Raw genomic sequence first — 14,714 nt, 5'->3', positions numbered from 1 at the left:
TGCAATTAATTTGTTTTCCTCATCCTTTTTGGGCCATACCAAAGCCAAAAACCAGAAATGGAAAAAGTTAATAAGGCAATTCCCATAAGCGTGGTATAAAACAATTTGAAATAGCCATTAGTGCCCAAGTAATTATCTACAATAGAACCGTCATGAATATTTTCTATAAAGTCAGCGTTACGCTTGCCCACATTCAAAAGTTGGCCAGTAGCCCCATCTAATTGAACACCCCAATAATCTTGTTTATACACAAACTTGATCATGCCCTTCTCTTTTTTTACTTCAATCTTGTCTAAAGATAACGAAATATTTTGAGCAATATCTTTTTTGATAATGGAGTCTGAGATGCTATGTAGTTTTTCAAGTGGCAACCACTTTTCAAAATTTACCGTAGTTCCTTGATGATTGATTGGTGAAATGATTTCATTGGAATGTTTTTTCCAACCTAATAAAACACCGCTTATAGATACAATAAAGAAAAAGGAAAAAAGAAAAATGCCCATTGCGCGGTGTACCTTTCTAAAGCCTCTAATCGTTTTTGCTTGTTTTTGCCTTTTGGTTTTCATTTAAAAAATAAAGAGGAAAGCATTGTTGCTTTCCTCTTTACAAATTTAAACTTTTAAGAAAGATTATAAAGTATTCTTATATATTTTTCCATCTTTCATGATTAATTTCATTCCTTTAATACCATCTCGTACAGGCGCGTCAAACCATTTTTCATTTCCACCAATTAATTCAATATTGGTTAGCGGATTTCCGTCAACAATTAGTAAATCTGCATAAGCTCCAGTTTCTATGACTCCAAGTTTTCCATCTGGGTATGGATCCATAACCTCCCCACTTAACTTTAAGATTTCACCATTTACCGAAGTTAATGCCTTTAAATAGTAGTGATTTCCGAAAAAATTTGCTCCCAAATAGATCTGATGATCATTTTGTTTATTACATGCTTCTGGCATTCCAACACAATCTCCTTGAAAGCCTAACTTAGGTCTATGCTTTTTTACGTTTTCAACATAATTTTCAAAAGCCAATTGAGCGGACTCTGCTTTTCTTGCAGATGATTTACTGGCTGAAATCGCTGAAACTTGAGAAAGAGCGGGAGAAAAGGCTTGCATGTTAGTAGTCATATAGGCTCCTTTTTCTTCCATAAGAGCGGCGACATCACCATCAAACATAAAGCAATGTTCAATTGTTTTCACTCCGTTTTCTAAACAACGAATGATTGATTTTTTACTATAGGCATGTGATAAAACATACGAGCCATAAGCCTCAGCAGTTTCAACAGCAGCTCTAATTTCTTCAGCTGAATAAGCGTCTAATTGCCAAGGGTCAAATTGAGAAACAACCCCGCCACTTGACATAATTTTTACTTGAGAAGCACCTTGCATAAAATTTTGCCTTACAGCGGCTTTAATATCCGAAATTCCATCAGCTGTTATAGACATTCCTAATCTACCTCCGCTAGATTGTGGCCCGTTAAATGTCTCATTTGGTGTTGTCAAATTCCTGAAATCTGCATGAGAACCGGTAGGGCCTATAAATCCGCCTGAAGGATAAATTCTAGGGCCATTTACTAATCCTGCGTCAATAGTTTTTTTGAGACCAGCACCCATTCCACCGGCATCTCTCCAGGAAGTGAAACCTGACATTAATGCATTTTCAGCGTTAACTACAGAACGTACTGCTAATTCTTCCCAATTTCTATTATTCTCAATATCGCTAATTGAGGTTCCGTTCATTTGTAAATGTCCGTGCCCTTCAATAAGGCCTGGCATTAAGGTTCCTCCTTTTCCATCAATTGTGATAATATCTTTTGGCGCTTTAATTCCTTTTTTAACCTCTGAAATTAAGTTGTCTTTAATTAATACATCTGCATCGATTAAATTTTCACTAGTTCCATCCCAGACTTTTACATTGGTAATAAGTATATGACTAGATTTTTTTTCTTGAGCAAATAAGGCGACAACTGACATTGCTAAAGCAAAAGTGAATAATTTTTTAAATGTTGTTTTCATAGTTTAGTAGCTTATTATTATTATTATTATAATCCGAATCTGTAATTAAGAGATAGCATCAATTGCTGTTTAGATTTTAAAAAACCATATTCACCTCTAAATTGCCAACGTTCGTTATGCTGGTAATTAAATCCTAAAAGCATGTTCCATTCATATTCTAATTGTTTATTGAATTTATAGTATACATCTGTATCTACAACTCCACGTACAAGATTATAGGTGGCTTCTGCTCTTAATTTTTCAAGTGGACCTAAATCGTCCCAATAGTCTCCATTACCATTTGGCGTATTTCCATCCCTAAAACTATCCCAAGTGTCGTCTATATATTGTTTGTCTTCTTCCGTAATGCCCAAGGCCTCATCAAAAGCAATGTTTCCAGATGTTTGACTGTCTAATTTTTGGAACTGAGCTCCACCCCATATTGCCCAAAAACGCCCTTTTTTCTTTGTCATTATTCTTCTAATAATTCTAACTCCACTAACGTTTACCAAAACCGGTTTGTCTAATCGAGAATTTGTAGTCCAAGACCAGGAATAATCAGCAGCAATATTTACAGGGCCAAGAGGGGCTACTGCCAATAAATTTAAGCCATAATATTTACCTTCAATATCTGTTGTACTGGTAATTAAATCGCTTCCTAAAACACTAAATGAAATGTCTTGTTCTCCCCAAACTTGTCCATAATAACCTCCTACAGAGAAAAAGGGTAATATCCATGCATCAACTCTTGCATTTATAGTGTTAATTCTACCTTCAGATGGGCCAAAATCTAAAATTCCGTCTAATCCAAAATAATTTTCAGGTACTGTTCCGTCATCACTAATAGCCATTTCGAAGTCGTCTATAACAATACCTTGTTTGTTAAAAACACTACCCAACATAACGCCAAACGGCATTTGTAGTTCATAACCCTTGGCATAGGCTTTTTTGCCTAATATTGGCAGTATATAAGGGTATTCTTTGCCAATTTGAGCGCTATCTATGGTTTGACTTTTAGCAGTTGGAGCGAATATAAAAAGCGCTAAAATGCTAAGTATAATTAGTAGAGATGGGTTTTTCACAGGATTTATTTTATTGAATTAGTTAATTCAAATATAATAAATATTGAAATGTATTAAGAGTGATATTAAGAAATATAAAATCTGCAGGTTGTATTACTCTATACTTTTAAACTCTTTTATAGCCTTATTTGGTTCAATAACATTGTATCCCTTCCAAAATTCTGGATCATAACTAGGGAGATATGTAGGAGTTACTTTCGCCGCTTCTTTAAAGGCATCGAATTCTGTTTTTGAAATGACATTATTTTCAAAAACGACCAATTCATTTTTCTGAATAACGGTCATTTGAAAATTTAAATCGCCCGAAACTTCATTCTGTTTTCTTCTGCCCTTTGTATTCTTGTTTTTCTCAATAATTTTAAGTGGTCTTTTTACGCCAAAACGATTGCCTATAGTCTGCTCTGCGTATGATAGTACATATTTATTCTCGCTGTTTTTATTGTAGATAAAACTACCGTTATGAATATGAGATTGAAACATTAAACCTAGTAACTTAAAGCTTTTAATGGTTTTAACATTTTCAAAATCTAGTCTTTCAATTGCGTAATCTTGAGGGTTTATGTACAAAGTACCTTTATAATCGGCGCTCCCTTTTGGAGCAAAACTAATTTTGTAGACGTAGTTATTATTCAAAAAAGCAAAATCTTCTAGCGTAAACCTATATTTTTTCGATTTTTCCAAAAAGTTCAGAGATGGGTCTTCGTAAATGATGCTAGCGTTTTCTAAATTCCGAATTTGATTTTTACGCCATTTTAAAAAGTTGTTTTTTCGGTTTTGTTCTTTTTTCTTTTCTTCTTCAATTAAAGCCTTCGCTTCTTTAGCTTCATTATCTTCAAATAAAGTAGAATCCATTTCTTCTTTGGTTCCAAACAAACCAGATTTTATTTTAAAATAGGAGTCAGGTTTTACATTATTCTTGATAATGTTTGTGAGACGTTCTTCAAAACTTTCAAAAGTAATCTCGTTTTTTTTGTCATACAATTCAGACGCTTTCAAGACTTCTAACTTATAACTATCATCTATTTTATGATTGGAATATTTGGTAGTAAGAATTTCTGTATATTGATCGGACTTACTTGGTAAAGCCATTAGAATACTATCTATTAACCCTTGATTAAATTCTGGAATGGTAGATTTTTTTAAATCTATTTTTTTTGTATCGACATTTGTAAAATTTGATTCTCTAAAAAACAAAGTACTTTTTACATAATCGGTATCATAGTTTGAGGCTAGCCCTTCTTTAACTTTTTCAATTATTTCATCCGCAGTTAATTGCTCTTTAGTTACAACCACTTCATTTAATTCAAATGTTTTTGGTTGTAATTGAATGATACTGTCTTTAAAATTTAAGGCAGGCATATTTTTGGTTTCATAGCCTAAACAACTGATTTCAATACTATCATTTTTTGTTAGTGTATTCCTTAAATGCATAATAAAATAGCCCTCATTGTTGCTTATAACACCGAACGATTTATTTAAAGTAATGGAAGCGAAAGGTATTGTTTGCTGTGAGGTAGAATCAATTACTGTAGCGCTTAGTTCTGTTTGAGCGTTAAGTTGTACAATAAAAAAAGAGATGATTAAAGTTAGATAGTAGTGTTTCATTTAGTCGAATTTTTTGATAAAAATATAAATCCTTATCAATAAGACGAACACTTTAAGATTTTGTTAGTTGAGTTTTAACATTTGTTGGGAAAAAGAGGTGTTCTATATTTTTGGGTGGCAGGATTACTGCGTGATCCTAAATATGGGTATGTTGCAAAAGCAAAGTCTTAAATGCTTTCGCATTTTGACTTGTTTTGTTGTCAATTCGCCTTGCGAGTTTTCACTCACGGTTTATTCCAACAAAAAAGCCCTGCTTTATCAAGCAAGACTTTCCTTTTGTCGGGGTGGCAGGATTACCTCCTGTTAGTCGGTTTTCCTGAGAGTGGTTGTTGCAAAAGGAAACTTAATTCGCTTTGCTCATCATTTTTTTGTTTCGATTCGATTATTGAACAAGTTCAAATCTCACTAAAACAAAAAAACTTCTCACTATCGTGAAAAGTTTTCTCTTGTCGGGGTGGCAGGATTCGAACCTGCGACCTCCTCGTCCCAAACGAGGCGCGATAACCGGGCTACGCTACACCCCGAATAATTTCGGGTTGCAAATATAGTGGTTATAATCAATTAAACAAGAGAATTTTGATGTATTAATTCCTCTTATTTTGCCATTGTAAAAACTTATAAACATTTCAATTTAAAAGAATGAATTTCTCATATTTTTGTGTGCGATAAAAAAAGATAAAAATTATGTCAGATACTATAGAGAGAATAAAATGCTTGATTATTGGTTCGGGTCCTGCTGGGTATACTGCTGCTATTTATGCTGCAAGAGCAGATTTAAAACCAGTGATGTATACAGGTATGCAAATGGGAGGTCAGTTAACAACAACAACCGAAGTTGATAACTACCCAGGATATCCTAAAGGAACAGATGGAACCATGATGATGGAAGATTTTAAAAATCAGGCTGAGCGTTTTGGAACAGAAGTTAGATTTGGAATGGCAACTAAAGTAGAATTTAGTACAGAAGTTGGAGGTATTCATAAAGTTACAATTGATGAGGTTAAAGTGGTTGAAGCAGAGACGGTTATTATTTCTACTGGTGCAACGGCAAAATATTTAGGATTAGAAAGTGAGCAACGTTTAATTGGTGGAGGAGTTTCAGCTTGTGCTACTTGTGATGGGTTCTTTTATAAAGGGCAAGATGTTGTTGTAGTTGGTGCTGGAGATACCGCTGCTGAAGAAGCGACTTATTTAGCAAATATTTGTAAATCTGTTACAATGCTAGTCCGCAGAGATGTGATGCGTGCATCAAAAGCAATGCAACACAGAGTAGAAAGAACAGAAAACATCAAGGTACTATTCAATACAGAAATGGATGAAGTATTAGGTAATAATGTTGTAGAAGGAGTTGTTGCAAGAAATAACCAATCAGGTGAAAAGCAAGAAATTCCTGTAACAGGAGTATTCGTTGCAATTGGTCACAAACCAAATACGGATTTATTTACGGATGTTTTAGATATGAATGAAACGGGGTATTTAATTACCAAAGGAAAGTCTACAAAGACAAATTTACCAGGAGTATTTGCAGCAGGAGATGTGCAAGATCATGAATACCGTCAAGCAGTTACTGCGGCTGGAACCGGTTGTATGGCAGCCTTGGATGCTGAACGCTATTTAGGAGCATTGATTTAATAGTGAATTGTTATTTTGAGCAATTGCGAAGAATCTAGGAATAAAAAAAACCGTCATTCGACGGTTTTTTTATTTTATTAAAGAGGCTCCGCTACCTGTGTTTGAACTATAATGAATAACACCGTCTGTAATTTTGATTCCATCTGCAATATCTTCTTTTAGAAGTAGCGCTCCGTCTGCATCGATGTAATCGAGTAGTTGAGCAATTTGAACCAAACTAGAGATACCAACCGAAGATTCAGTCATGCAGCCGGCCATAACTTTTAAATTGAGTTCTCTGGCCTTTTTAATCATTCTTAAGGCTGATGTAATTCCACCACATTTCATTAATTTAATATTGATGCCATGAAATCCTTCTGCACATTTTTCAACGTCTTCATATCTTTGGCAACTTTCATCAGCAATTAAAGGGAGCACTGATTTTTTCTTTAGTGTTTTCATCCCATTCCAATCATCGGCAGGTAAAGGTTGTTCTATAAATTCAACATCTAACTTTTCTAACTTTATAGAATTTTCAATGGTTTCATTAACGGTCCAGGCGCAATTTGCGTCTATCCTAAAATTAGCATCTGATATTTTTCTTAATTCAGAAACAATATTTACATCTTCATCTGTTCCTAGTTTAATTTTATAAATTGGCCAAGGTGTTTCATTTATTTTTGATTTCATTTTTTCGATGGAATCGATGCCAATTGTGAAATTGCTTAAAGGAGGTTTTTGAGTATCAGAGCTCCAAAAACTTCGTGTAGTTTTTTTATTACGTTGTGCATAAAAATCCCAAAAAGCACAGTCGATAGCACATAGAGCGAAATAATCATCTTTTAAATGCGGTTCTAAAAGACTCCAGAGTATTTCTGGTGTTGCGTTGCTGTTATTTTGAATCATATGCGCTATGCTAGAAACAGAATTCTGAATCTTTTCGGCGGTACTATTGTAATATGGATTTACAGTGGCTTCTCCTAGCCCCGTATATACACCATCAGAAATAGAAACAACGACTGTTTTTTGAGTGTGTACGGTATATCTTGCCGTTGTAAACGGGTGCTTTATTGGGAGTTCAAATGGGGTTGTTTGGATGGTCAATTTCATGAGATAAATGTACAAAAATCAAATTATGAAATTGAAGGATTTTTTACTTAGGTACATTGCAATTTTATCCCATTTCCAAATGATAAGTATAACCAATAAAAAGAACAGGTTCCAAAGAACTACAAAACTTATAAAACCGGGCCAAGTGTTGAATTGAAAACTATCAGTAATATAAAAAATACTGTTACCTGAACTATCTGTAGAAATTAAATGCCTCGAGGCCCAATTATTTCCAAGATGAAGCCCGATTGGAAAGAATAAAGTTTTAGATTTTAAAAGCGCTGTTGAAAATAGTAAATGACCAACAGGAATACTCGTGGCAATTAAGATCATTTTTCCGGGATGTGAAAGAATGTCTTCGTCAAAAAAATGAATGGAAGTGAAGAGTAGGGCGAAAATTATATTCGCTTTTACTACAGAGGTCAATTCAATTGTTTTTTTAAATAGATAGCCTCTAAAAATAAATTCCTCCACTGCTACCGTAGGCAGAATAGTGTAAAATGCAAACAGCAATGCTTTTGTATTTAATGCAGTGCTTAAGTTGATAGTTTCTCCTAAATAAACGGCTCGTAAATATTTTGCTAATAAATAGACAAACGCAATTAGTATAATTCCAAAAAGAAGGAATTTTAAATTTTTAAAATTTAGACTTAGCCCTAATTCTTTAAGTGGTTTGTTTTCCCTTTTATATAAGAACCAGGTCGCTATTGTAAGAAGTATTACAGAGGTAAAAGGGAAATACGTTTTTACGGCTCCTTTATTTAATAATGTACTGACAATTAGTGATAGGGCAAATAAGAATATGCCAAGAAGGTATGTCGTTAAATTCGATTTATTCTTTAATAGAGTTTTCATGGTGTTATAATTTCTTTTTTTAGTAGGAAAATGACTATGATTAAAGTTGTTATTGAAGGGAATAGGCCGTTTAATAGCGAAACATAAAACTGATTCCATTCTGATAATTCTATTTGAGCAACTTTTGTAAAAAGTAATTCTCCATAGGGTTGTGATTTATAAAAAAGCGTCGTAATAAAATTTGAGCCCAAATGAAATCCTAAGCCCATCATAATAGATTTTGTTTTGTAAAAAGTGTATGCCCAAACATAACCTGTTAGTCCTGTTACAATAGTTATATAGACAATCGGAACAATACGCTCGTTTAACATTCCGTATGAGAAGATGTGATAAATTCCAAAAATGAATGCTGATAACCAAATCCCTTTCGAAGCACCTATTTTTTGAATAAGTATATAGAGTATTGCACCTCTAAAAACCAAATCTTCAGTCAATGCCGATCGCAAATGATAAATAAATGAATTGCCGATGTCAGTCAATGAGAAACTTCCATTTATTTGCCATTCGAACTGTTTAAAAATTGTGGCAAAATAAATGTTTGTAAGTGTTATGACGCCAATAATTACAAGCCCCAAAGTAAATTCTTTGAATCGTTTTTTAATTGGCGTAAACCCTAAAGCATTAATCTGTTTTTTTTCGAAAAAGTATAGCAGTCCCCAAGAGACTACTATTATTCCTAATAGTCCTAACATAATAGAGGGTATTTTAAGTGGTTTTTAAGTTGCTTTCAAAAAAGGAATAGCAAGCGGGTAGTAGCAGGTGCCGCTATTAATTGAGGTAAGAATATTTCTTACAGTTATAATAATCCCAAATAGAACAATAGCGCCTGTTAAGAAGAAATTGAAGCCTGGAAAGGGAAAAAATAAGAGCAATGAAATAATAAAATAAATGGTTAAAGAGCATTGGAAATTTACAACCGACTTTCCATGTAAATCATATACTTTATTATCCTTTGATTTATGAATCCATAAAAATAAAGGGAACAAAATATTACCAAAAGGAATAAAGCCTAAAAATGGAGTACCATGTATTAGAAGCATCCATTTTTTTTGAATCGCTTCCTCGTTTGGGTTGTCAATTATTAAAATATCTTCTATGCATACCTCTAATGCCGATGCTAATAGTTTTACCGTTTGCTTATGAGGTGTAACTTCATCTTTTTCTATTCGTTGAATAGTTCTAATTCCGACTGTCGAAGCATCCGAAAGTTGCTCTTGTGTAAGCCCTTTTAACGTCCTTTGGTATTTTAAGCGGTTGCCAATAGTTTGATTTTCCATTTCCTTAATTTGATGACACAAATGTATGGTGGTTTATTGTTTTTCCTTACGCCATTTAAATGTCACCTATCTGTCAGTTTCAGTAATTACAGGTGTTGTAGCGAATATAAAACAAAAAATCCTGCATTTGCAGGATTTTTTAAATATAAAAAGTTCTTTGTTTAATATGCTTCTTCGTGTACATTCATAATTGCTCTTCCAGATGGCTCGTTCATGTTTTTAAACGCTTCGTCCCATTCTAATGCAATTTTTGTACTGCACGCAACACTTGGTTCTTGTGGTACACTTAAGGCTGCCGTATCACTTGGAAAATGTCCTTCAAAAATAGACCTGTAATAAAACTCTTCTTTGTTTTGAGGAGTTTGTATTGGGAATCTAAATTTAGCATTTGCTAATTGTTCGTCAGAAACTTCTTTTTCAACTATTTCTTTTAAGGTGTCAATCCAGTCATAGCCAACCCCATCAGAAAACTGTTCTTTTTGTCTCCAAGCAACACTTTCAGGTAACATATCTTCGAACGCTTTACGAATCACCCATTTTTCCATGCGCTCTCCGTTAATCATTTTGTCTTGAGGGTTAATACGCATTGCAACATCAATAAACTCTTTGTCTAAAAATGGAACACGGCCTTCAATTCCCCAAGCCATTAAACTTTTGTTTGCTCTTAAACAATCATACATGTGTAATTTGTCTAGTTTACGTACAGTTTCTTCGTGAAATTCTTCTGAATCGGGCGCTTTGTGAAAGTATAAATAGCCTCCAAAAATTTCATCAGCACCTTCACCAGATAAAACCATTTTAATCCCCATAGATTTAATTACCCTGGCCATTAAATACATTGGCGTAGAAGAGCGAATGGTAGTAATGTCATAGGTTTCAATATTGTAAATAACATCTTTAATAGCATCAAGACCTTCTTGAATTGTAAATTTTATTTCATGATGAATGGTTCCGATATGATCTGCAACTTTTTGAGCCGCTGCCAAATCTGGAGAGCCTTCTAGTCCAACTGAAAAAGAATGTAATTGTGGGTACCACGCTTCTGATTTGTCATCAGACTCAATTCTTTTTTGAGAATATTTCTTAGCAATTGCAGAGGTTACTGAAGAGTCTAATCCACCTGAAAGTAAAACACCATAAGGAACATCAGACATTAATTGTCTGTGAACGGCGGCCTCTAAAGCTTCTTTAACTTCAGCAATACTTGTTTCGTTTTCTTTTACTGCTTCAAATTCTGACCAATCTCTTTTATACCATTGAACAAATTCACCATCTTTAGAACTCATATAATGTCCTGGAGGAAATAATTCAATTTTAGAACAAACACCTTCCAATGCTTTTAATTCTGAAGCCACATAGAAAGTTCCATTTTGATCCCAACCAATATATAAAGGGATAATTCCCATATGATCACGAGCAATAAGATATTCGTCTTTTTCTACATCATACAAAGCGAAACCGAAAATTCCATTCATTTCATCAAGAAATTCAACTCCTTTTTCTTTGTACAAGGCTAAGATAACTTCACAGTCAGATGCGGTTTGAAAGTTATAAGATCCATCAAATTGCTGACGTAATTCCCTATGATTGTAGATTTCACCATTTGCTGCTAAAATCAATTTTTTGTCTTCACTAAATAAAGGTTGTTGCCCAGATGCAGGATCAACAATAGCCAATCTTTCATGAGTCATAATTACTTTATCGTCGCTATATATTCCGCTCCAGTCCGGACCACGGTGACGAATTTTTTTAGACATCTCTAAAAGTTGAGGTCTTAATTCGTCCGATTTTTGTTTTAAGTCAAATGCACATACAATTCCACACATAATCTTTCTGTTTTGTTTTAATTCTGATGCAAATAAAGGATTAGTATTCTAATTTGAAAACAAAAATAAAATAAATAGTTAGAAATTGTAAGTTTAAATTGTGTTTTTATTTATTTTATGTAAGTGAATACAGGCCATTTTATGATATATCTATCAAATTATAATTATTTCAATTTTATTTTTAAAATGAGTTTGATTTCTTTAAAAACTATTTTACATTTGTCCACATAATATCAGAAATGACAAGAACAAATAACATATGGTGGTGGAACTCTCTTAAACAGTAAGTGAGAAATACCTATTATATGATATTTAACTATAAAATCAAAAAGGCTTATCTCACGATAAGCCTTTTTTTATTTAACTACTGAAATAAGTTCAGCATAAATGAAAATAATAAATTTTAAAACAACTAGTAAAAAGCGAATTTCGGATACAATTACCCCGGTAGGTTTGTATTTGCGTTTAAGAGATGTTTACCCGAATACCTTATTATTAGAAAGTTCTGATTATCATAGTAAAGAGGAGAGTTTCTCCTTTATTGCTATTGAACCTATCGTGACAATTAAGGCAGAAAATGATTATTTGCAATTGGCTCAAAAAGGTAAGGTGGTTGCCAATGAAAAAATCGATAAAAACTTTAATGAACTGTTTCAGGCTTATTCGAGTTCGATTGATTTAGATTGTGATCCTGCCATGAAATCCTTCAATGGCTTATATGGTTACACCACGTATGATAGCGTGCAGTATTTTGAGAATATTGTATTGGAAAATCCAGATGCGCCATCAGCGATACCGCTGTTGCAATACAGTTTTTATCGCTTTATTATAGCAATCAATCATTTTAATGATGAAATGACATTGATTGAAAATATTGAGGAAGGAACTGATGCGAGAATTGATGAGATCAAAACAATTATAGATGCACAAGCTTTCAATACACAACAATTTGAAATTGATGGGAACGAAACTTCTAATTGCACCAACGAAGATTTTATAGATTACGTTAGAAAAGCGAAATCTCACTGCAAGCGTGGCGATGTATTTCAATTGGTGTTATCGCGTCAATTCCAACAGTCATTTAAAGGAGATGATTTTAACGTATATAGAGCATTGCGTTCTATCAACCCATCACCTTATTTATTCTATTTTGATTATGGTAGTTTTAAATTGATGGGATCTTCACCAGAGGCTCAGATTAAAATATCCGAAGGAAAGGCGATTATCAATCCAATTGCCGGTACGTTCAGGAGAACCGGTGATATGGCCGAAGATATTAAGTTGGGGAAAATATTATCAGAAGATAAAAAAGAAACAGCAGAGCATGTTATGCTTGTTGATTTGGCTCGGAATGATTTAAGTAAACACGCAAATCATGTAAATGTAGAGGTATTTAAAGAGGTGCAATATTTTAGTCATGTAATTCATTTGGTTTCAACAGTTCAAGGGGAAATTAAAGGTAAGCCAATTGAGATAGTTGGAGATACTTTCCCAGCGGGTACATTAAGTGGAGCGCCAAAATATAAGGCAATGCAATTGATCGATAAGTATGAAAATCAAACACGTGGATTTTATGGTGGTGCTGTAGGAATTATTGGACTTGATGGTTCGGTAAATTTGGCTATTGCAATTCGTTCTTTTGTAAGTAAAAATAATACATTGTATTATCAGGCAGGAGCAGGAATTGTGATTCATAGTGATGAAGAAAAAGAATTACAAGAAGTTAATAATAAGTTGGCAGCGCTTAAAAAAGCACTGTTATTAGCAGAAAATATTTAGGGATGAAAATATTAATATTAGATAATTACGATTCATTCACCTATAATTTGGTGCATATGGTTGAAAAAATCACAGGAGTTTTTCCAGCGGTTTTTAGAAATGATGAAATTTCAATTGCAGACGTTGGAACGTATGATATGATTATGTTATCTCCAGGGCCTGGAATTCCTGATGAAGCGGGAATTTTAAAAGAAGTCATTAAAACGTATGCAGGTAAGAAACCAATTTTTGGCGTGTGTCTTGGTTTACAGGCTATCACTGAAGTTTTTGGAGGAACAATTATCAATTTAGAAGATGTGTTTCATGGAGTTGCTACAGAAATGAAGGTGACAGATAAAGATGCGACAATTTTTAAAGGAATTCCTGAAACATTTTTAGCTGCGCGCTATCATTCTTGGGCTGCTACCGATATAGGTTTTCCGGAAAAACTTCAAGTCACGGCTAGAGATGAAGATGGATTAATTCAGGCAATTCAGCACAAAGAATTTATGATAAGTGCAGTTCAATTTCATCCTGAATCTATTTTAACTGAGGTTGGAGAGCAAATAGTTAGGAATTTTATCGAAGCAAATTCATAATGAAACAAATATTAAATAATCTATATCAGCATAAACGCCTAACAAGGACAGAAGCCAAGGCAATATTAATTGATATTGCTCAAGAGAAATATAATGATGCCCATTTAGCCTCTTTTATGACGGTCTTTATGATGCGTCCAATTACTGCCGATGAGTTAGGAGGATTCAGAGATGCGCTAAAAGAACTGTGCGTTAAAATTGACTTGTCAGAATTTAATACCATAGATATTGTTGGTACGGGTGGTGATGGAAAAGATACTTTCAATATTTCTACGATGACTTCTTTTATTGTAGCAGGTACGGGACAAAAAGTAGCGAAACATGGAAATTATTCGGTGTCTTCAAAATCGGGTTCGTCCGATATGTTGCAGTATTTTGGATATGAATTTACCAACAATGAAAATGAATTGAAAAGGCATTTAGAGAAAGCAAATATTTGTTTTTTGCATGCCCCATTTTTTCATCCAGCAATGAAGGCCGTAGGACCAACTAGAAAAGCTTTGGCGTTAAAAACATTTTTTAATATGTTAGGCCCATTGGTGAATCCAAGTTCTCCCCAAAATCAATTATTGGGAACTTTTAATTTAGAAATTGCGCGCTTGTATAATTATATTTTACAAGATGAGCATACCAATTATGGCGTTGTTCATGCGATAGATGGATACGATGAGATCTCATTAACTGGGGGATTTAAATTGTTTACACGATCTGGTGAAAAATTAATTTATCCTGAAGATTTAGGTCAAGAAACAATAGAGCAATCTGCAATCTATGGAGGGAACTCTGTCGAGGAAGCAGCGGAAATATTTAAAAATATTATTGAAGGAAAGGGAACCGAAGCTCAAAATTCAGTCGTTTTAACGAATGCTGCAATTGCGCTACAAATTGTTGATGATAGTCGTAGTTTTGAAAATTGTTTTGAAACAGCAAAAGACTCTTTGCTAGGAGGAAAAGCGAAAGAATGTTTGACTAAATTAGTTACGAATTAGAAATT

The 14,714-nt window shown here is 33.8% G+C and carries 13 protein-coding genes and 1 tRNA gene; 4 read left to right on the top strand and 10 right to left on the bottom strand.

The features are described 5' to 3' along the window. Positions 1-5: 5 nt before the first annotated feature. From RM519_RS05950 to RM519_RS05930, 5 genes are all read right to left on the bottom strand, one after another. The gene (locus RM519_RS05950) at positions 6-566 is read right to left on the bottom strand and encodes a PepSY domain-containing protein (protein ID WP_311592716.1); all 561 of its coding nucleotides are present in this window, start codon (positions 564-566) and stop codon (positions 6-8) included. A gap of 63 nt (positions 567-629) precedes the next feature. Then, positions 630-2,018, bottom strand: coding sequence for a metal-dependent hydrolase family protein (locus RM519_RS05945; RefSeq protein WP_311592715.1), 1,389 nt, complete (start codon positions 2,016-2,018; stop codon positions 630-632). A 26-nt stretch (positions 2,019-2,044) separates the two neighbouring features. After that, positions 2,045-3,079, bottom strand: a complete 1,035-nt coding sequence (locus RM519_RS05940) for a hypothetical protein (RefSeq protein ID WP_311592714.1) — start codon at positions 3,077-3,079, stop codon at positions 2,045-2,047. 93 nt (positions 3,080-3,172) lie between these two features. Then, positions 3,173-4,684, bottom strand: coding sequence for a carboxypeptidase-like regulatory domain-containing protein (locus tag RM519_RS05935; protein ID WP_311592713.1), 1,512 nt, complete (start codon positions 4,682-4,684; stop codon positions 3,173-3,175). 449 nt (positions 4,685-5,133) lie between these two features. Then, a tRNA-Pro gene (locus RM519_RS05930) sits at positions 5,134-5,208 on the bottom strand. A gap of 160 nt (positions 5,209-5,368) precedes the next feature. On the opposite strand from RM519_RS05930, the gene trxB reads away from it, so the two are divergent. After that, on the top strand, positions 5,369-6,316 hold the full coding sequence (trxB, locus tag RM519_RS05925) for a thioredoxin-disulfide reductase (protein WP_311592712.1): 948 nt from the start codon (positions 5,369-5,371) through the stop codon (positions 6,314-6,316). A gap of 69 nt (positions 6,317-6,385) precedes the next feature. On the opposite strand, the gene RM519_RS05920 is transcribed toward trxB, so the two are convergent. The 5 genes from RM519_RS05920 to asnB all read right to left on the bottom strand — a co-directional run bounded on the left by RM519_RS05920 (position 6,386) and on the right by asnB (position 11,363). Further along, positions 6,386-7,405 carry a dipeptide epimerase gene (locus tag RM519_RS05920; RefSeq protein ID WP_311592711.1) on the bottom strand — a complete coding sequence of 340 codons (1,020 nt, stop codon included), beginning with the start codon at positions 7,403-7,405 and terminating at the stop codon, positions 6,386-6,388. 18 nt (positions 7,406-7,423) lie between these two features. Continuing rightward, positions 7,424-8,260: a CPBP family intramembrane glutamic endopeptidase gene (locus tag RM519_RS05915; RefSeq protein WP_311592710.1), complete on the bottom strand. Its 837-nt coding sequence runs from the start codon at positions 8,258-8,260 to the stop codon at positions 7,424-7,426. Continuing rightward, on the bottom strand, positions 8,257-8,952 hold the full coding sequence (locus RM519_RS05910; protein WP_311592709.1) for a CPBP family intramembrane glutamic endopeptidase: 696 nt from the start codon (positions 8,950-8,952) through the stop codon (positions 8,257-8,259). Before RM519_RS05910 ends, RM519_RS05915 begins: the two co-directional genes overlap by 4 nt. A gap of 24 nt (positions 8,953-8,976) precedes the next feature. Beyond that, complete coding sequence (locus RM519_RS05905) at positions 8,977-9,537, bottom strand: magnetosome magnetite crystal formation protein family (protein WP_311592708.1); 561 nt, start codon at positions 9,535-9,537, stop codon at positions 8,977-8,979. A 161-nt stretch (positions 9,538-9,698) separates the two neighbouring features. Then, on the bottom strand, positions 9,699-11,363 hold the full coding sequence (gene asnB / locus RM519_RS05900; RefSeq protein WP_311592707.1) for an asparagine synthase B: 1,665 nt from the start codon (positions 11,361-11,363) through the stop codon (positions 9,699-9,701). A 387-nt stretch (positions 11,364-11,750) separates the two neighbouring features. Between asnB and RM519_RS05895 the strand changes: the two genes are divergently transcribed. From RM519_RS05895 to trpD, 3 genes are read left to right on the top strand one after another with little or no spacing between them, the layout of a single operon-like run. Next, complete coding sequence (locus RM519_RS05895; RefSeq protein ID WP_311592706.1) at positions 11,751-13,142, top strand: anthranilate synthase component I family protein; 1,392 nt, start codon at positions 11,751-11,753, stop codon at positions 13,140-13,142. A gap of 2 nt (positions 13,143-13,144) precedes the next feature. Then, a complete protein-coding gene (locus tag RM519_RS05890; protein WP_311592705.1) occupies positions 13,145-13,720 on the top strand; it encodes an anthranilate synthase component II in 576 nt (191 codons plus the stop codon). Further along, complete coding sequence (gene trpD / locus RM519_RS05885) at positions 13,720-14,709, top strand: anthranilate phosphoribosyltransferase (protein WP_311592704.1); 990 nt, start codon at positions 13,720-13,722, stop codon at positions 14,707-14,709. Before RM519_RS05890 ends, trpD begins: the two co-directional genes overlap by 1 nt. Positions 14,710-14,714 lie beyond the last annotated feature (5 nt).

It is taken from the genome of Urechidicola vernalis (assembly GCF_031846385.1).
GTDB lineage: Bacteria > Bacteroidota > Bacteroidia > Flavobacteriales > Flavobacteriaceae > Urechidicola > Urechidicola vernalis.
Note: the sequence above shows the minus strand (reverse complement) of the source record. Positions and strands in the feature narration are given on the sequence as shown.